The sequence below is a fragment of the Rhizobium mesosinicum genome, assembly GCF_019511345.1.
GTDB lineage: Bacteria > Pseudomonadota > Alphaproteobacteria > Rhizobiales > Rhizobiaceae > Rhizobium > Rhizobium mesosinicum.
This window is the reverse complement of sequence record NZ_JAEUAK010000008.1, coordinates 248960-264953: the sequence shown is the minus strand read 5'-3', so window position 1 is coordinate 264953 and position 15994 is coordinate 248960. Positions and strand designations below refer to the sequence as shown.

Genomic DNA, 15994 nt, shown 5'->3' with positions numbered 1-15994 from the left:
TTGCAAAGCGCTGCAATCTTTGACCGCAAATTCGAAGCCAACGGGTCTAGCAGATGGAGACGCCATCAAGAGGGTCTCAAATGCCGTTCCTGTCGTTCATCCGGCGCAACACCGCGCAAACGCTTGCAATCTACTGGGTGATCGCCCGCATCACCGTTCCGATCGCCGTCATCACCGAGCTGCTGTCGAGGATGGGGGCGGTCAAGGCGGTCGCGCCTGCCTTCGCACCTGTCATGAACCTGGTCGGGCTTCCGCCGGAGCTGGGGCTCGCCTGGCTGACGGGCATGCTGGTCGGGATCTGGGGCGCCGTTCCGCTCGTCTTCACCCTCGTTCCCGTCTCCTCGCTCAGCGTCGCTGACGTCACGGTCTTCTCGGCGCTCATTCTCTTTGCCCACGGCCTGCCGATCGAGCAGAAGATCATCCAGAAGGCGGGTCCGGGCATGATCGCGACGACGGTGCTGCGCGTCGCGGGCGGCCTGCTCTACGCCTTCATGCTGCACCATGTTCTCTCGGCGACGGGCTGGCTGTCGGCCCCGGTCGCTCCTGTCTGGCTGCCGATGAGCGCAACGCCCGACTGGGCTGGCTACATCGGAGGTCTTGCCGAGACCATGGCCTGGATGCTCGTCATCCTGGTCACCCTCTCCTGGGCACTCGAAATCCTCAAGGCGACCGGGCTCATGGAATTGATGATGAAGGCTCTTTCGCCCGTGCTGCGTCTTGCCGGGATCAGCGGCGAAGCCGGACATCTGACCGCTATCGGCCTGTTTCTCGGCATTTCCTACGGCGCCGGCTTGCTGATCCGCGAGGCACAATCGGGCGCGGTATTGCCGCGCCAGATCTTTCTGTCCTGCGTGTTCATGGGCTTCGCACACAGCGTGATCGAGGATACGATCGTGGTGATGTCGCTCGGCGCAAATCTGCACGGCGTTCTGACAGGCCGGCTCGTCTTTGCGGTCGCGGCCTGCGCAGCGATTGCGGCCCTGCTCCGCCGCCTGCCCGATAAGCCTTTCTTTGCGCAGATGTTTCGGCTGGGAACTATGGAGGCCGAACGACGATAATTCCATCAGAGAATGGACCGGCGCTGTGGTACCGCGTGGCACCCCATCTGTCCTGCCCGACAGAGGGGGTGCCATGCGGTACGATAATAAAGGCGGCAGCACCGCCTCTCAAATCACCGCCTAAACCAGCGGTCCGCGGCTTACCGCCACCAGATCCTCCTCCTCGTCGCGCTGGCGCCCGCCGAGTGCGGCAGCCGCAGCGGCGATGAAGGCGCCGACGAGCAGTGAAAGCGAGCCGATCAAAGCCGAGGTCGCCGCAGCCTTGCGGGCCTTGTCGGCGGCAGCCTGCGCTGCGACCTTGGCGTCGTCGATCTGCTTCAGCACCGTGTCGACCCTGGTGCGGGCATCGGCTTCGGAAAGCCCTGTGCGGGCCGAAACGATGCCGGCAATATAGGCCTTGTCGCCGTCAGGCACCGAGCCGTTCACGGCCCCCTGCAAGAGGATGCGGGAAATCTCGGCCGCGGCCGCGCCATTATCCGCGTTGGCACGGTCGGCGATGTTCTGCGGCCGTAGCAGCGCGTCGGTGAAATAGGCAGTGGACATGCTTGGCCCGGTCGTATCCGTGTCCGAAGCCGAGGCTGCAGCAGCGCCTCCGGCCACACCGGCGGCCATGGCGGCCTGACCGGCGGCATTTGCCCCAGCGCCTGCAAGCGAAGTCAGCGACGACGCCAGGAAGCCGGCGACGAAGACGGTCGCGAGCGCCCAGCTGAGGAAGCCATGCGCGGTATCGCGGAAGAAAACCTCATCCGTATGGATTGCCGCCCATTTTGTCCTGAGCCGCCCGGTCAGATAGCCGCCGAACGCCGAGGACAGCCATTGCACGACGACCAGCCAGATCGCCGCGGTGACGCCAACGGTTGCCGCCGAGCTGCTTTCGCCCGACCAGGGGGACACCATCGTCAGCCCCACGCCGGAACCCAGAAGCAGCAGGATCAGCGTGATGCCCGACGCCGCCACGGCGCCGCCGATGATCGGCCCCCAGGCGATGGCCGATTTCGACGATTCGACCGGCATCACATCCGTGCGTGCGCCGGGCGTAACCCGGTCTTCAGCAAGAGACATGGCAGCCTCCTATCGCATGAACAGAACGAGCAGGATGACGAGCGGCAACGGGATACCCAGAAGCCAGAGAAGAATACCGCGACCCATTTGAAAATCCTCCGTGAATTGAATGTGTTCGCGAGGATCGAACGCCGGCCGATGCTGTTTGTTCCGAGGCCGGATGCAGCGCAATGCGTGGCCCGATTCTCAGGCCTCGATGGAACAGCCGAGTCGCCCCCGCGTTGCGCTTTCAGAGAAAGGAGCCTTTCATGCCTCGCAAGACAAAACCGCTCGTCGAAGTCGCCGCCAAAACTGAGGACGGCCGCGTGCCGCTCGGCATCATGAACACCAAGCAGGCCCTCGACCTGCCGGAAGAGCTGGATGTCGAGATCTCCCATCCGGACAAGGAAGCCGGCGCCACCGAACATTTCATCGACAGGGAGGAGCTGCGCAGGGTTAGGGGAAAAGCCCGCGGCAAACGGTGAACCATAGATTGACCGCCGTTGATAGCTGTCGCAACCGAGCTATTTCGCTGTCATGGATCATCTCTCCGACGACGACACGCATCACAACCGTCTGCGCGCGGGGCTACGGCGCATCGAGCGGGGCGAAGGCCGCAAGGCCATGCTCCTGCAACTCTTATTCACCGCCATAGACATTGCCATCCTCGCCTTCTTCGTGCTCGGTCCCTATTTCCGCGCCGCGCCCACCTATCTCGTCATCGATTACGCCATCGCCGTGTGGATCGCCGCCGAGACTGCGGCACGCGCCATTGCCGCCCCCTCGCTGCGAAGCTGGATCCTGCGGCCGATGACCTGGATCGATTTTATTGTGCTGGCGACGCTGCTCTTTCCAAATGCGCTGTTCAACTTCGCCTTCCTGCGCGTCATGCGGCTCTGGGCGATCGGGCGAAGCCCGCTGTTGAAGGAGGCGCTGCGCCGGATGAGCTGCTCCTATGCGCTCGATGTCGTGCGCGCGGTGATCAATTTCCTTGTCTTCCTCTTCCTCGTCACCGGCTTCGTCTACACCTCCTTCTTCTACAACCAGCCGGGCGGCGAAGGCTTCGTCGACGCGCTCTATTTCACCGTCGCGACCGTGACCACGACAGGCTTCGGCGACATCACCCTGCCCGGCACGCTCGGCAAGCTGACCTCGGTCGTGACGATGATCGTCGGCATCTCGCTCTTCGTGCGGCTGGCCCAGGCAGTGGTGCGGCCGCACAAGGTCACTTTCGCCTGCCACCGCTGCGGCCTGCTGCGCCACGATGCCGATGCCGTCCATTGCAAGGCCTGCGGCGAGATCCTCAACATTCCCGACGAGGGCGCCGCCTAGGCCGAAGCCGCCTCTCGATCCCAGAAAACGACTGCGTTGCGGAACCGCCTGCCTTCCCTATCGTTAGGCACAAGGCCCCCAAAATCTGAAGGATGGAAGATGAGCGTTATCAGTGAGTTCCAGTCATTTATTGCAAAAGGCAACGTCATGGACCTGGCCGTCGGCGTCATCATCGGCGGCGCCTTCGGCGGCATCGTCAAGTCTCTGACCGATGACATCATCATGCCCGTCGTCGGCGCCGTCTTCGGCGGCTTCGATTTCTCGAACTATTTTTTCCCGCTCTCGTCCGCCGTCAACGCGCCGACGCTGGCGGCCGCCCGCGCCCAGGGCGCCGTCTTCGCCTATGGCAGCTTCATCACCGTCGTCATCAACTTCCTGATCCTCGCCTGGATCATCTTCCTGATGGTCAAGGGCGTCAATTTCCTGCGCGCGCAGGTGGAGCACCGGGAAAAGAACGATGAAGCCCCGCCCGCCCCGCCGCCGGCCGATGTGCAGCTGCTGACGGAGATCCGCGACCTGCTGGCGAAGAAGGCGGCGTAAGGGGGCAGCCCGGCGCGCCGCGCGCTCTTGCCGGCGGCGCCCTCCCCAAATGCATTTGCGCTAAATCAGCGGGTGCTATCGGGCAGGCTTTGGGTCTATACCGGGACTGCCCCCGAAATCGCCTTCCGAGTCCGCCATGCCTCTTCCCTACCGCAATTCCAGGCTGCTTCGCCGCTCCCGTGTGATCTGGGGATCCTTCTCGCTATGGCGGCCGCGGCTGGTGTTCTGGTGCGGAGCGCTGGCGATCGGCCTGGTCAGCGTCGGTTTTGCAAGGCTTGCCGATCTCGCGCAGAAAGCCTTCGCCGGCTTGACGGCGTCGAGCGAATGGTCGTTCCTGCTGCCGCTGATCGTCAGCCCGCTCGGCTTCATGGCCTCGGCCTGGCTTGCAGCCACTCTGTTTCCCAATTCGCAGGGCAGCGGCATTCCCCAGGCGATCGCCGCCCGCCATCTGCGCCATGAGGAAGACCGCGCGCGTCTGCTTTCCCTGCGGATCGCCGCCGGCAAGATCGCGCTCACCGTTCTCGGCCTCTTCTGCGGCGCATCGATCGGCCGCGAGGGACCGACGGTGCAGGTCGGCGCTTCCATCATGCTGGCGGTCGCGCGGCTCAGCGGCATGGCCCAGGCGCGTGGCCTGATCCTGGCGGGCTCTGCCGCCGGCATCGCCGCAGCCTTCAACACGCCGCTTGCCGGCATCGTCTTTGCCATCGAGGAAATGAGCCGCACCTATGAATCGCGCGCCAACGGTCTGGTGCTGACCGCCGTCATCCTTTCAGGCCTCGCCGCGCTTGGCCTTGCCGGCAGCTACAATTATTTCGGCGAGGCTTCCGTTGCACCGGCTGGCCTCAGCGACTGGGGCCTGGTGCTCGTCTGCGGCATAGGCGGCGGCGCGCTTGGTGCCGCGTTCAGCGGCTCCGCCCTGCATTTCGGTCAGCGTATCCGCCGCTGGGCGCAGCCGCAGCCCCTCTCGCGCATGGTCGCCCTTGCCGGCATCTGCGGGCTGGCCGTCGCCGCCATCGGCATCGTCTCAGGTGGCACGACCTTCGGCACCGGCTATGAGCAGGCGCGCGGCGCGGTCGAAGGCAATGCGCTGCCTCTCCACTTCTTCGTCGAGAAGCTCGCGGCCGGCTTCCTGTCGATGCTGTCGGGCATTCCGGGCGGCATCTTCGCCCCATCGCTTGCCGTCGGCGCCGGTTTCGGCAGCACGGTCGGCTCTCTTCTCGGCACGAGCATCGCGCTTGCCGCCATCCTCGGCATGACGGGTTATTTCTCCGGCGTGGTGCAGGCGCCGATGACCGCTTTCGTCATCATTCTGGAAATGACCGGCGACCACCAGGCCGTCATCCCCATCATGGCAGTCGCCATGCTTGGCTACATCACCTCCCGCATCCTCTCGCGCGAACCGCTCTATCACGGCCTCTCACGCGTCTTCATCGCCGCCGCGGTGCGGGCGCGGCGTGCCGTGGAGCGGGAAGAGGCCTCCGCCTAGCCGAACCGCGGCTCCTGAACCAAACCAGGCTTCCGCGAGTTCTCCCCGCAACCAAGGAGACCATCATGTCCGCAGGCATCATCGAAGGCTTCCAGCAACGCCGCCTCCCCGGTGACGGCGTCGAAATCGACGCGCTGGTCGCCGGCCACGGTCCGCCGCTTCTTCTCCTGCACGGCTGGCCACAGACGCGCATGTGCTGGTCGCGCGTCGCGCCTGCGCTCGCCGCGCATTTTACCGTCGTCGTTCCGGACCTCCGCGGCTACGGACGCAGCGGCAAGCCCGAAGGCAGCGCCGATCACAAGACCTATTCCAAGCGCGCCATGGCCCGCGACCAGATCGCCGCCATGCGGGCACTGGGCTTCGAGCGCTTCGCCGTCGGCGCCCATGATCGCGGCGCGCGGGTCGCCTATCGCCTTGCCTTCGACCACCCGCACGCCGTCACCCGGCTTGCGAGCCTCGACGTGATACCGACGGCCGATATGTGGGCGCGGATGGGTGCGAAAGAGGCCGTTTCCGCCTGGCACTGGTCGATGCTGGCCCAGCCGGACGGGCTGGCGGAGAAACTGATCGGCGCCGATCCGGAATGGTTCGTGCGCTACATTCTCGCGCATCAGTCGGGTCAGGGCTTTGCCTTTCCAGAGGAGAATATGGCCGACTATCTCGCCTGCGCCAGCGACTCCGGAAGCGTTCATGCCTGGGCCGAGGATTATCGTGCCGGCTGGACGATCGACCGCGAGCTCGACGAACAGGATCGCGGCCGAAAGCTCGACATGCCGCTCCTGATGCTCTGGGGCGAGCGCGGCACGCTGAAGGGCAAGGACGGTCTCGATCCATGGCGCGCCTGGGCGGAACAGATCGAGGGCGAGGCACTGCCCTGCGGTCACTTCATTCCCGAGGAAGCGCCTGAGGCCGTTATTGCCCATTTCATCCGGTTCTTCGGCCGGGCCGCGTGATCGGCACTGTGGGGCCTCTGCGCCAGCCACGAAAGAAGCGGCAAGGCCCATCGCAACCCATCCCATTCGGGTGCATCGAGCGGATCGGCGAGCGGGTCTTGTTTCTGCCTGCGGCTGTCCTTGTGAAGCGCGCTTGCGAGCATGATCCAGTTGAGAAGCATCATCCTGCCTCCATCTATGTCAGATGCAACTGACCTAAGGCGCGCTGACCGGCAAAAGTAGGCGCGCGGACAAAAGGGGGTTTTCATTTATGAAAGAGGCAAGCTGGGATGACCTGCAGCTCTTCTTCCATGTCGCGACCTCGGGCGGCCTGACGGGGGCTGCGGCTCGCACGGGCCTCAGCGCGCCGACCATCGGCCGGCGGATGCTGGCGCTGGAGCGGGCAACCGGGCGCACCCTCTTCAGGCGCGGTCCGACCGGCTATCTGCTCGCCAAGGATGGGGAGACGCTGCTCGAGCGCGTTCTCGTCATGCAGGAGGCGGCCGAGACGATCGCCGACTGGCGCGGCGATGTCCTGACCCTGCCGATCGTCTCGACCGGCGCGGATGCCTGGATGCTATGGTTCATCGCCGGTCACCTGCCCGCCGTCTGGCAGCCCGAAGACAGGTTCCGCATGTGCTATAAGGCACTCGATACCGGCCTCGACCTGACTTACCGCGAGGCGCATCTCGCCATCCTGCACGAACGGCCGGAGCGCGGTAATTTCGCAACCCGCCGCTCCGTCTCCGTCGCCCACGCAGCCTATCAGGCCAGCACCTTCAGCGCCGCCAATCACAACTGGATTTCGCTCGGAACGGAGATTGCGACGACACCGGCCGACAAATGGACCTTCGAGCAGCCGGACCACTGGATCACCAGCTGGACGAACACGCCGCTGATGCTGCTCCACCTCATCCGGGGCGGCGCCGGCCGCGGCCTGCTGCCGTGTTTCATGGGCGATGCCGAACCCGGCCTCGTGCGCGCCGGGCCGGTGATCGACACTCTCACCTACGACATCTGGATCACCGTACATGAGGATGAGCGCCAGCGGCCGGAAGTGCGCACGGTCATCGACAGGCTGAGCACGCTCTTTGCCGCCCATGCGGACCTGTTTGCCGGCCGATGCGAGCGTGCCTGAAGAGGCGTTACAGAGCGGCCGGTGCCGCTCCATGCCTCGGCCATTGCGGCAGTTGCACGGTTGGGTGCGGAACACCGTCAGCTTCGGCATCCTCGTCGCAGGCCGTCTGCAGCTTCATGGCGTTGCCTTCGATCTTGTCGAGTAGATGCTGAACCTCATCGAACCGGACGAGAAGGCGGTGAGTCAGTCTCTTGAATTTGCGTCTGGACATGGTGAACTCCTTTGATCCGGGAACGCAGCGGATCTGAGAAGGTTCGGGGCGGATACGGCATCTGCTGCGGAAAGCGCTGCGTTCCCTGAAAGCACTGGCAATACCAGCGAGTTCATAGTAGGTTACATGTAACCCTTCCGGAGTGTCGTCATGGCTGGAGCATCAGGTCCGAAGTCCTCGCGCGAAAAGGTGCGCGAACATCGCGAGCGCCTGCGGTCGCAAGGCCTGCGTCCGATCCAGATCTGGGTGCCGGATGTGCGTGCGTCGTCGTTCAAGTCGGACGCGCATCGTCAGTCTCTGGCCGTGGCCGCCAGCGCCCATGCCCATGCCGATCAGGCGTTCATCGATGCCGTCTCCGACTGGGTCGGCGAATGAAGCGCGGAGAGATCTGGACCGTTACGGGCGGCAAGGATGATGCGGGCAAGCCACGTCCCGTCGTCGTCGTTCAGGACGACAGCTTCGACGCGACGGACTCGATCACGATTTGCGCTTTTACAACGGACCCGACCGACGCACCGCTGTTCCGGCTCCCGGTCGAGCCGAATGGGCGAAATGGCCTGCGCTCCCCTTCCCGGCTGATGGTAGACAAGATCACGACTGTCCCCAAATCCAAGGTCGGCGACCGGCTCGGGCGGCTCGACGACGAGGACATGGTCCGGTTCAATCGGGCCGTGATGGTCTTCCTCGGGCTGGCGGTCTCCCCGAAGCTGGGCCGAGAGGAATGATGGAAAGGGCGTCGGCAGCGTCTCCGATGCCACGATGTCCGCGAAGAGCCGATCGGAATCGCCCCATGGGGCAAGTGCCAGAATCCAAAAATCCGACAGTGCGGCCGCCGACACCTCTACGGTTCTTTGAAGTGGACGCATGCTTACGCGATTCTGAAGGTGTTGACACAGGAGCTTCCTGCGGCGGAACAACTGTCCCGTATAATCCAATGTTCTAAATGCCGACGGTCATGCTATTGCGGATATGGAACACAAGGCGCTTTATGGGAGGAACGGCATGCCTGGTTGGCTAGCGAAATTTATAGGCGGCCTCTCATCGAAGGCAAAATTCGTTGAATTACCTAGTGATGCGGAAGCTAACCTTGCTGCACACCCGCAGGTCAATCTTCAACCAAAATCCATCATAGACGGTCCGGTGACGCTCCCGCTCTGGCTTGATTTTCCGCCGCATCATGGGGAGCCCCGCACCTATGACGGTGTTTTCTGGGAAGTCGAGCCAAGGGGGGAATATCTCTATTATCTGGCTGGCGCATTTCAGAAAAATTACAAGGGACTTCTGCGCTTTGGAACCGCTCCATTAGAGATTAGAGCCGAACGCAATTTTGAGACCGACGTCATAAGGGCAAGTTTACAAGACGGAGACCGCGCACAAGCGGAGGCTCGCAGCAGCATGCCTTGGCAAGGCATGACTGTCGTTGACGCCTGTCACCTGTTGCTAACCGAAGCGCGGGCGTCCGGCAGCGAATCTTGGATCGGAGCATTCAAAGGCACGTCGCCAGATGTTCTTGAGGGGCGCTCGCGCCTGAGATTTGGCCTTCAGTCTCAGACCCGCGAGCCGCTTCTCGAGGTCAAATACGAGAGATTCTATCCGGCAACGGCCGATGGCGGAGAGCCATTCCTCTTCGAAGTCAAAACCCAATGCAGACTTCCGGACGTCCCAGTCGACGACATTATCACGTTACATGAAGAAGTCGCCGCCGCTTATCGCGACGTGCCGTCGACGCATATAAGTGGCGCGACAAGGATGTGAGCTCAGTGTATCGAGCTAACGAAAGTTCCATGGTCGAAGGAGCAGGCTGAGGTCAGCCTCACGGTCAGCCGTATTCCGTTGCGCCGACGATGTAGGCGTCGGTTCAGCACCGAAACCATTGAGAAGTTGATCCACGGCTGCGACGGTCGTCATCCTCCTTCCCGCTGGTGGCCCGCATCCGAGTTGGTCGGTCGCCGGCGGTTCATTTCATCCGCCCTCATCACCCCTCCGGCAGGAACTCTCTTCCCCTTCACGTTGTTATCCGGCCAACAATATCTGGATCGGACAGGCCGATGCGAATGCTCATGATGATAATTCTGGCGCTGATGATCGCATCGGTGGTCGGCATATTGGTGGTGAAAATGTTCGACGGCGGCGGCACCAAGAGCGATAAGCCGCCGCCTGTCATCCAGCAGCCGGAGCCGAAGTAAGCCCCGTCACGGCCCCAGCAGTTCGCCCATTACCTTCTCCGTCAGCCGGTCGCATTTCCAGCCGGCGAAGGGAAACGCATCCATCGCAATCGGCCCGATCATTTCGTCGAGCTGGCGGCGGAGCAGCGCGCGTGCACGGTGCAGGCGGCTGCGCACCGTTTCGCGTTTGAGAGAGAGCATCTCGGCGGTTTCCTCTACGCTCATCTCCTCGATCACCCTGGCGATGAAGACGAGGCGGAATTCCTCCGGCAGCTTGTCGGTCGCCTCTTCCACGAGTTCCAGGATCTGTCGCTGCGCCATTGATGTCTCGGGATTGTCGATCGGCGAACCGGTTGGGAAGTCGAGAACGCGGCTCTGCATCACCGCGGTATCGACGGACACTTCGGGCGTGCGGCGCGCCTTGCGCAGCCTGCCGAGCGCCTCGTTCATGACGATGCGCGTCAGCCAGGTGGAAAAGGCGCTGGAGCCCTGGAAATCGCCAAGGTGGCGGAAGGCCTTGAGATAGGCCTCCTGCAGCGCATCTTCGGCCATCGCATCATCGCGCAGGATGCCGCGGGCAATGCGAAACAGCCGCTGGTTATAGCGCCGCATGATGGCGCGAAAAGCGGCGGGATCGCGGGCCAGCGCCAGCGCCACCAGTTCGTGATCGTTTCTCTCCGCTATCGAAATCTCGGCCTGCTGCGCCATGGCTCATCCTTTTTCCGCATTGGATGCCGCAGCAAAGCGAATGTTCCCGGCACCCAGAAAAAACTTCTGGGGAACGCCCGGCCGCTCCCGGCATCCAAGTCTGCGTACGAAACATCGACCGGCGCGTATTCGCCGGATGGAGGACCACATGCAGAAACACCTTATCGCAGCCCTCGCCGCCGTGGCACTCTCCGCCCCTGCGGCCTTCGCCGCCGGCGCAGCGCCGACAGACCCGCAGATCGCCCATATCGCCTATACGGCCAGCGTCATCGATATCGAGGCGGCCAAACAGGCGGTCGAAAAATCCAAGGACAAGGAAGTCGTCGCCTTCGCCAAGGATATGATCCGCGACCACGAGGCCGTCAACAAGCAGGCGCTCGATCTCGTCAAGAAGCTCAAGGTAACGCCCGAGGACAATGATACGAGCAAATCGCTCACCTCGAACGCCAGGAAAGAGCGCGAAAAACTCTCCAAGCTCAAAGGTGCTGACTTCGACAAGGCCTATGTCGAGAATGAAGTCGCCTACCACAAACAAGTCAACGACGCCCTGAAGACGACGCTGATCCCGGCCGCGCAGAACCCGGACCTGAAGAGCCTGCTCGAAAGCGGCCTGAAGCTCTTTCAAGGCCATGAGCAGCATGCCGAGCATGTTGCTTCGATGCTGAAATGAGCGTCTTGCCCAAACTCTGCCTTGCGGCCGGCCTCTCCCTCACGGGAACGGCCGCAAGCGCCGCCACGATCGAGGTCACCATCGAAAAGCTGGAATTCAGGCCGGCAATGGTGAAGGCACGGCCGGGCGATACGATCGTCTGGCGCAACAAGGATGTGATGGATCACACCGCGACATCCAGAGGCAATTTCGATGTGGTGATACCAGCGGGCAAGTCAGGTTCGACGGCTGTAAAGAACAGCGGCTCCTTCGATTACGACTGCCGGTATCATCCGAATATGAAGGGGCGGCTCGAGGTGGGGCGGTAAGCCGGCCCGGCTGCGCCAGGTCAACCGCCATCGCTGCTATTTCGATATCCGACCAAGGGGACAGACGGCACGGATTGTGCCGTCTTCCTGTCTGATGTCTCTATGCGGCCGGCAAACCGGCGGCTGAGCTCTCCGTAGCCGACCACGCCGGCCCGGCCCGCGCCCGCGAGGATGACCTCGGCTGCGATGAAGGGATGCTTCTTGATGAGCTGCACCATCATCCGCACCAGGCCTGCCACCGCAGCCTTTTCCAGCCCGGCGCGGCCGAAATGCGCGAGTGCAAATCGCTCTATGACGCCACTGTCGAGCTCTTCGTTGGAAACGGGCGCGATCGTCAGTGCATCGCGCCCCGCTGAGGGCGGTCTTTGATGTCTTTCCGCATTTTTTTAGGCAGCGCGTCGCGTGCCGAGTCCTTGATGACATCGATGGCCGCATCGGCGGCACTGCTCATGGCCGAACCGGCAATGCCGAGCGCTCGCTTACCCTTGCGGGCGCCCTTGCCGGCAGCGTCGGAAATCTCGTCGCTTTCGGCGAGCAACACTGTCGCGGCCGCACCCGCAGCAGCTGTCAGCGCGTTGGCAAGTATGCCCCGCCCGATGTCGCTTGCCAGCAAGCCTCGTATCGTCGCCGACTTCCGTATCGCTTTTGGAATCTTGTAACCCGCGATCTTCTTGGGAATCCTGTTCTTCTTGGCCATGACCATCTCCTTTCGCTTTTCGAACGACGGCTCGCGTGCTTTTGTTCCCCTAAGCTTCCTGCAGCCGGAGATATCCAACCCGCCAAGCCGTGGAACCAGAACCCCGTCTTTCCTGTTGTTCAGTCCTGACGAACGAGGCGGAGACGGATGAGCCTGGAGATCGAGCGAAAATTTCTGGTCGCCAGTGACGGCTGGCGCCCTGCCGTCCATTCCACGGTGCGCATCGCCGACCACCTGATCGCCCAGTTCGACGGCGGAAAAATACGTGTCCGTTTCTGCCGGCAATCCTCCACGCTCACGATCAAGGGAGCCCGGCGCGGGCTGGTTCGCAGCGAATACCATATCCGCCTGTCGGATACCGACGCCGAGGCCATGATCGGGGAATTCTCCGATGGGCCGGCGCTCGAGAAACGGCGCCACGAGGTCGACGTCCACGGTCTCTGCTGGCAGGTCGACGAGTATGAAGGCCCGCTGCGCGGGCTCGTGACCGCAGATGTGGAATTGCCGGACGCGGATTTTCCAGTGGCGATACCGGACTGGGCCGGTCCCGAAATCACCGGCGACGTCACATTCGCATCCCGCCGGCTGGCCGACGCCATCGCAGCCGGACCGGTGGCAGTCTCAGGCGTTCTCGATACCTATCGGACCATGACGCATCTGCAAGCGAGCAAGGGCTTTCGCCAGGTTTGAGAAAGCCTCGGGCCGGGAATCCGATCCGGCTTCACCCTTTATCCAGACTCGCCTCATCACGGCCAGAGCTTTGCTTCCGTAAACGCCTCCATCCAGCGCCAGATCCAGGCCATGGCGAACATCGTCAGCAGCCAGCCGAGCACGACGTCCGAAAGGAAATGAGCGCCGAAAATCACGCGATTGAACGCCACGAACAAGAGGCAAGGCACCAGCACGATCGCGGCCGCCCGCCTGAACTCGGAGGGCACCAGTACCAGCAGCGACAGTGATGCCGCAGCTGCGGAAGCCTCGCCGGAGGGGAAGGAGCAGTTGCGGCTGCACGCGGCGGAAAACTGCCACACCGGCGTAAAATCCATGGTCCCGCCGAACTCGACAAGGTCGCGAGGCCGCACGCGCCCGATGAGAAGCTTGAGCGTCTGGACCGTGAGGAGCGGGCCTGCGGCAAAGCTCAGAAGCACGAACAAGGGCTTCTCGGGCGGGCAGACCCGCATGCGTTCCGGCAGGAGCCTCTGCAGCGCGATCAGCACGATCATCGAACCGATAAGATAAGGCTGTGCGAGGCGGCCTTTATCCCTTACCGCCCGCAGGAACGGATTTTCGGCCAGAACGAAAATCCCCCCTCTGGCAAACCAGCGCGAGACCATGAGATCGAGATTGGGAAAGACGACAAAGACGAAACTGACCCAGACGATCGATGTGCCGATCACGGCAAGCGCCCGATCAGCCCCGGTTGGCGTTGCCGGCAGGCGCACGCAGCTGGGGGCGGAATTCCAGTAACCAGATACAAATTTTCGCAAGCCGGTATCTCCGAAGGCGACAGCATCGGCCCGAAAATCGGAATCGATTTTCGGAAAGCCTGATGCGTCAAATCAAAGGCTTAGAGCGTCCTTTGTGCGTTCGAACGGACGCACGGCGCTCTAATCGGGCGGCAAGCTGGTTTCGAATTGTCAAGAAATGACGAGGAAGAGATCAAGGCGCTGTTGAGAACAGGCTGCCTGGCCTGAGAAAGCACGCTTGCAAATTGCAGAAATCTCTCCTGTCCGCGATAGTGGGCGCCCGGCGACAAAGCCGGCAAAGACAATCGAACAATTGCAGGGCATTGGGGTGGATAACAGTCTCGTTCTGATCGTTGAGGATGAACCGGCAATCGCGCAGATACTGGAAGGGTATTTGTTGCGCGACGGGTTCCGTACCGTTCGCGCCGGAGACGGCGAAATCGCGCTTCAACATCATGCCCATCTGAAACCGGATCTTGTGCTCCTCGACGTGCGCCTGCCGAAACTTGACGGTTTCGACGTGCTCGCGCGCCTGCGCCAGGCAGGCTCGACGCCTGTGATCATGGTGACGGCCGTTGCCGACGACATCGACCGGTTGAGCGGCCTGCGCCTCGGCGCCGACGACTATGTGGTCAAACCGTTCAATCCGCAGGAGGTTGTTGCCCGGGTCAAAGCCGTCTTGCGCCGGACGCAGGGAGACCAGGCAGAGGTCATCAAGCGGTTTGGGGCCATAGAGGTCGATTTTGCCAGCTACACGGCGTTTGTCACGAGCGACGGGCGCCGCACGCATCTACCCCTGACGCTCAGCGAATTTCGAATTCTCGCCTATATGATCCGCCGTCCGACCCAGGCCTTCGCGCGCGCCGATATTCTCGACGCCTGCCTGCCGGAAAGCGACGCTCTGGTGCGCACTGTCGACACGCATATTTCCAACCTTCGGCGCAAACTGGAAGAGTTGGGGCAGAACGGCTTCTTCCCAGCTGTGCGGGGAATTGGCTATCGTTTTTCGGATCCAAGATGAGAGCATTCAGGCTCCCCTCGCTGCCGCTTGCGACGGTCACCGCTATCATCATCGGGGTGATGCTGCTCCTTAGCGTCGGCATGACCTATTTCGGGGCCATCTGGTATTCCGACTATCTTGAAGATAGCATCATTGAAAACCTGCCGCCGAGAGCCGCGGCTGCCTATCGCGATCTGGACAATGGCGTCGTCCCCGACCAGGATTCGCTCAAGCTCCTCCTCGCTAACCTGAACGGGCTGCAGGAAGAACAGACAGATTTCCAGCTCCAGCTCCTGATTCTGACCTGCGGCCTGCTTTCGGCCCTTGTCTGCGCCATTATCGGGATATTTCTGGCGCGACGGATTGCAAGGCCGCTCGCAGAACTCACATCCGCTGCCGAAGGCCTGAAATCCGGCGACTTTTCGGTGAGCGTCGCTGCCTCGCGCCATGCCACCCGAGAAGTCTCCAGTCTCATGGATACGTTCAATGCGCTCGCGGCCAGCCTCGACAGCATGGAAAAAAGGCTGCGCTTCAACAACATGGCGGTCGCGCACGAATTGCGCACGCCGCTGACGATCCTGCGGGGTTCGTTGCAGGGCATGCTCGACGGCGTTTTTCCCATGGACCGGAAGATGATCTCCGACCTCCTGGTCCAGGTGGAAGGGCTCGGGAGAATTGTCGAAGACCTGCGCACCCTGTCGCTGGCGATCGGCCAGAAACTCGTCATGGAGCGTGAACGGACCGATGTGTCGCAGGTGGTGGAAGCGGTGCTGACATCGGCCAAACCCATGCTGGAGACGAGCACGCTGACGCTCGAGACCGGCCTGCAACCCGCCTTCATAGCGGTGGACTCGCCGCGTATTCGCCAGGCCGTGCTGGCGCTTCTGGAAAATGCCAGCCGCTATGCGGCAGACGGCAATTGGCTGCGCTGCGAAACCGAGCAATTGCCTGACGAGAGCGTCGTCATCCGGTTTCTCGATCGCGGCCCTGGATTTCCTGAAGGCCTGGATGCCGTTGCCACGAATCCCTTCTGGCGCGGCGATCCCTCCCGGTCTCGCGCAACGGGCGGCACAGGACTGGGACTATCGGTGGTGCAGGCTATCGCGGTTGCCCATGGCGGACATCTCGAATTCGCCAACCGGGAGGGCGGCGGCGCGATGGTCGCAATCCACCTCCGTCCGGCATAGTGCGCAAGGGTCCGGACACCAGCGCGACACGACGCCCGCATTTTCAATGAATAAT

General features: G+C 62.6%; 22 protein-coding genes. 16 read left to right on the top strand and 6 right to left on the bottom strand.

Annotated elements, in window-relative coordinates; translation table 11 throughout:
* The first annotated feature begins 80 nt into the window (after positions 1-80).
* A complete protein-coding gene (locus tag JNB85_RS21390) occupies positions 81-1058 on the top strand; it encodes a nucleoside recognition domain-containing protein (RefSeq protein ID WP_220336298.1) in 978 nt (325 codons plus the stop codon).
* Between the two features lie 120 nt (positions 1059-1178).
* Here the strand turns inward: JNB85_RS21390 and JNB85_RS21385 are convergent, their stop codons facing one another.
* Entirely contained in the window at positions 1179-2120 is a 942-nt protein-coding gene (locus JNB85_RS21385; protein WP_220336297.1) for a hypothetical protein, read from the bottom strand.
* A gap of 248 nt (positions 2121-2368) precedes the next feature.
* Between JNB85_RS21385 and JNB85_RS21380 the strand changes: the two genes are divergently transcribed.
* The 6 genes from JNB85_RS21380 (at position 2369) to JNB85_RS21355 (ending at position 7527) form a co-directional block, all read left to right on the top strand.
* The gene (locus JNB85_RS21380; protein ID WP_220336296.1) at positions 2369-2584 is read left to right on the top strand and encodes a hypothetical protein; all 216 of its coding nucleotides are present in this window, start codon (positions 2369-2371) and stop codon (positions 2582-2584) included.
* 52 nt (positions 2585-2636) lie between these two features.
* On the top strand, positions 2637-3431 hold the full coding sequence (locus JNB85_RS21375; protein ID WP_220336295.1) for a potassium channel family protein: 795 nt from the start codon (positions 2637-2639) through the stop codon (positions 3429-3431).
* A 99-nt stretch (positions 3432-3530) separates the two neighbouring features.
* The gene (mscL, locus tag JNB85_RS21370) at positions 3531-3971 is read left to right on the top strand and encodes a large conductance mechanosensitive channel protein MscL (protein WP_220336294.1); all 441 of its coding nucleotides are present in this window, start codon (positions 3531-3533) and stop codon (positions 3969-3971) included.
* A 136-nt stretch (positions 3972-4107) separates the two neighbouring features.
* The gene (locus JNB85_RS21365; protein WP_220336293.1) at positions 4108-5457 is read left to right on the top strand and encodes a chloride channel protein; all 1350 of its coding nucleotides are present in this window, start codon (positions 4108-4110) and stop codon (positions 5455-5457) included.
* Between the two features lie 65 nt (positions 5458-5522).
* The gene (locus JNB85_RS21360) at positions 5523-6410 is read left to right on the top strand and encodes an alpha/beta fold hydrolase (protein WP_220336292.1); all 888 of its coding nucleotides are present in this window, start codon (positions 5523-5525) and stop codon (positions 6408-6410) included.
* Positions 6411-6660: 250 nt separating this feature from the next.
* Positions 6661-7527, top strand: coding sequence for a LysR family transcriptional regulator (locus tag JNB85_RS21355; RefSeq protein WP_220336291.1), 867 nt, complete (start codon positions 6661-6663; stop codon positions 7525-7527).
* A 7-nt stretch (positions 7528-7534) separates the two neighbouring features.
* On the opposite strand, the gene JNB85_RS21350 is transcribed toward JNB85_RS21355, so the two are convergent.
* Positions 7535-7738: a hypothetical protein gene (locus JNB85_RS21350; RefSeq protein ID WP_220336290.1), complete on the bottom strand. Its 204-nt coding sequence runs from the start codon at positions 7736-7738 to the stop codon at positions 7535-7537.
* Between the two features lie 150 nt (positions 7739-7888).
* On the opposite strand from JNB85_RS21350, the gene JNB85_RS21345 reads away from it, so the two are divergent.
* The 4 genes from JNB85_RS21345 to JNB85_RS30965 all read left to right on the top strand — a co-directional run bounded on the left by JNB85_RS21345 (position 7889) and on the right by JNB85_RS30965 (position 9924).
* Positions 7889-8113, top strand: coding sequence for an antitoxin MazE family protein (locus JNB85_RS21345; RefSeq protein WP_220336289.1), 225 nt, complete (start codon positions 7889-7891; stop codon positions 8111-8113).
* Entirely contained in the window at positions 8110-8463 is a 354-nt protein-coding gene (locus tag JNB85_RS21340; protein ID WP_220336288.1) for a type II toxin-antitoxin system PemK/MazF family toxin, read from the top strand. Before JNB85_RS21345 ends, JNB85_RS21340 begins: the two co-directional genes overlap by 4 nt.
* 277 nt (positions 8464-8740) lie before the next feature.
* Positions 8741-9493 carry a hypothetical protein gene (locus JNB85_RS21335; protein WP_220336287.1) on the top strand — a complete coding sequence of 251 codons (753 nt, stop codon included), beginning with the start codon at positions 8741-8743 and terminating at the stop codon, positions 9491-9493.
* A 299-nt stretch (positions 9494-9792) separates the two neighbouring features.
* Positions 9793-9924, top strand: a complete 132-nt coding sequence (locus tag JNB85_RS30965) for a hypothetical protein (protein ID WP_262928190.1) — start codon at positions 9793-9795, stop codon at positions 9922-9924.
* Between the two features lie 6 nt (positions 9925-9930).
* On the opposite strand, the gene JNB85_RS21330 is transcribed toward JNB85_RS30965, so the two are convergent.
* A complete protein-coding gene (locus JNB85_RS21330; RefSeq protein ID WP_220336286.1) occupies positions 9931-10611 on the bottom strand; it encodes an RNA polymerase sigma factor in 681 nt (226 codons plus the stop codon).
* 148 nt (positions 10612-10759) lie between these two features.
* On the opposite strand from JNB85_RS21330, the gene JNB85_RS21325 reads away from it, so the two are divergent.
* A complete protein-coding gene (locus JNB85_RS21325) occupies positions 10760-11281 on the top strand; it encodes a DUF4142 domain-containing protein (protein ID WP_220336285.1) in 522 nt (173 codons plus the stop codon).
* Positions 11278-11589, top strand: a complete 312-nt coding sequence (locus JNB85_RS21320) for a cupredoxin domain-containing protein (protein ID WP_220336284.1) — start codon at positions 11278-11280, stop codon at positions 11587-11589. The genes JNB85_RS21325 and JNB85_RS21320 overlap by 4 nt, the downstream gene beginning before the upstream one ends.
* Positions 11590-11609: 20 nt before the next feature.
* Here the strand turns inward: JNB85_RS21320 and JNB85_RS21315 are convergent, their stop codons facing one another.
* A complete protein-coding gene (locus JNB85_RS21315) occupies positions 11610-11828 on the bottom strand; it encodes a hypothetical protein (protein WP_220336283.1) in 219 nt (72 codons plus the stop codon).
* A 95-nt stretch (positions 11829-11923) separates the two neighbouring features.
* Positions 11924-12286 carry a hypothetical protein gene (locus tag JNB85_RS21310; protein ID WP_220336282.1) on the bottom strand — a complete coding sequence of 121 codons (363 nt, stop codon included), beginning with the start codon at positions 12284-12286 and terminating at the stop codon, positions 11924-11926.
* A gap of 147 nt (positions 12287-12433) precedes the next feature.
* On the opposite strand from JNB85_RS21310, the gene JNB85_RS21305 reads away from it, so the two are divergent.
* Positions 12434-12976, top strand: a complete 543-nt coding sequence (locus JNB85_RS21305; protein WP_220336281.1) for a CYTH domain-containing protein — start codon at positions 12434-12436, stop codon at positions 12974-12976.
* 56 nt (positions 12977-13032) lie between these two features.
* Here JNB85_RS21305 and JNB85_RS21300 read toward each other — a convergent pair whose 3' ends face one another.
* Entirely contained in the window at positions 13033-13773 is a 741-nt protein-coding gene (locus JNB85_RS21300) for a phosphatase PAP2 family protein (protein ID WP_220336280.1), read from the bottom strand.
* 307 nt (positions 13774-14080) lie between these two features.
* Between JNB85_RS21300 and JNB85_RS21295 the strand changes: the two genes are divergently transcribed.
* Together JNB85_RS21295 and JNB85_RS21290 are read left to right on the top strand one after the other, a co-directional pair.
* A complete protein-coding gene (locus JNB85_RS21295) occupies positions 14081-14773 on the top strand; it encodes a response regulator (RefSeq protein ID WP_220336279.1) in 693 nt (230 codons plus the stop codon).
* Positions 14770-15939 carry an ATP-binding protein gene (locus tag JNB85_RS21290; RefSeq protein ID WP_220336278.1) on the top strand — a complete coding sequence of 390 codons (1170 nt, stop codon included), beginning with the start codon at positions 14770-14772 and terminating at the stop codon, positions 15937-15939. The genes JNB85_RS21295 and JNB85_RS21290 overlap by 4 nt, the downstream gene beginning before the upstream one ends.
* Positions 15940-15994 lie beyond the last annotated feature (55 nt).

Bases quoted from the DNA above. Each gene is read 5' to 3' on its own strand.
- JNB85_RS21390 (WP_220336298.1), top strand. From the start codon at position 81: ATGCCGTTCCTGTCGTTCATCCGGCGCAACACCGCGCAAACGCTTGCA.
- JNB85_RS21385 (WP_220336297.1), bottom strand. From the start codon at position 2,120: ATGTCTCTTGCTGAAGACCGGGTTACGCCCGGCGCACGCACGGATGTG.
- JNB85_RS21380 (WP_220336296.1), top strand. From the start codon at position 2,369: ATGCCTCGCAAGACAAAACCGCTCGTCGAAGTCGCCGCCAAAACTGAG.
- JNB85_RS21375 (WP_220336295.1), top strand. From the start codon at position 2,637: ATGGATCATCTCTCCGACGACGACACGCATCACAACCGTCTGCGCGCG.
- mscL (WP_220336294.1), top strand. From the start codon at position 3,531: ATGAGCGTTATCAGTGAGTTCCAGTCATTTATTGCAAAAGGCAACGTC.
- JNB85_RS21365 (WP_220336293.1), top strand. From the start codon at position 4,108: ATGCCTCTTCCCTACCGCAATTCCAGGCTGCTTCGCCGCTCCCGTGTG.
- JNB85_RS21360 (WP_220336292.1), top strand. From the start codon at position 5,523: ATGTCCGCAGGCATCATCGAAGGCTTCCAGCAACGCCGCCTCCCCGGT.
- JNB85_RS21355 (WP_220336291.1), top strand. From the start codon at position 6,661: ATGAAAGAGGCAAGCTGGGATGACCTGCAGCTCTTCTTCCATGTCGCG.
- JNB85_RS21350 (WP_220336290.1), bottom strand. From the start codon at position 7,738: ATGTCCAGACGCAAATTCAAGAGACTGACTCACCGCCTTCTCGTCCGG.
- JNB85_RS21345 (WP_220336289.1), top strand. From the start codon at position 7,889: ATGGCTGGAGCATCAGGTCCGAAGTCCTCGCGCGAAAAGGTGCGCGAA.
- JNB85_RS21340 (WP_220336288.1), top strand. From the start codon at position 8,110: ATGAAGCGCGGAGAGATCTGGACCGTTACGGGCGGCAAGGATGATGCG.
- JNB85_RS21335 (WP_220336287.1), top strand. From the start codon at position 8,741: ATGCCTGGTTGGCTAGCGAAATTTATAGGCGGCCTCTCATCGAAGGCA.
- JNB85_RS30965 (WP_262928190.1), top strand. From the start codon at position 9,793: ATGCTCATGATGATAATTCTGGCGCTGATGATCGCATCGGTGGTCGGC.
- JNB85_RS21330 (WP_220336286.1), bottom strand. From the start codon at position 10,611: ATGGCGCAGCAGGCCGAGATTTCGATAGCGGAGAGAAACGATCACGAA.
- JNB85_RS21325 (WP_220336285.1), top strand. From the start codon at position 10,760: ATGCAGAAACACCTTATCGCAGCCCTCGCCGCCGTGGCACTCTCCGCC.
- JNB85_RS21320 (WP_220336284.1), top strand. From the start codon at position 11,278: ATGAGCGTCTTGCCCAAACTCTGCCTTGCGGCCGGCCTCTCCCTCACG.
- JNB85_RS21310 (WP_220336282.1), bottom strand. From the start codon at position 12,286: ATGGCCAAGAAGAACAGGATTCCCAAGAAGATCGCGGGTTACAAGATT.
- JNB85_RS21305 (WP_220336281.1), top strand. From the start codon at position 12,434: ATGAGCCTGGAGATCGAGCGAAAATTTCTGGTCGCCAGTGACGGCTGG.
- JNB85_RS21290 (WP_220336278.1), top strand. From the start codon at position 14,770: ATGAGAGCATTCAGGCTCCCCTCGCTGCCGCTTGCGACGGTCACCGCT.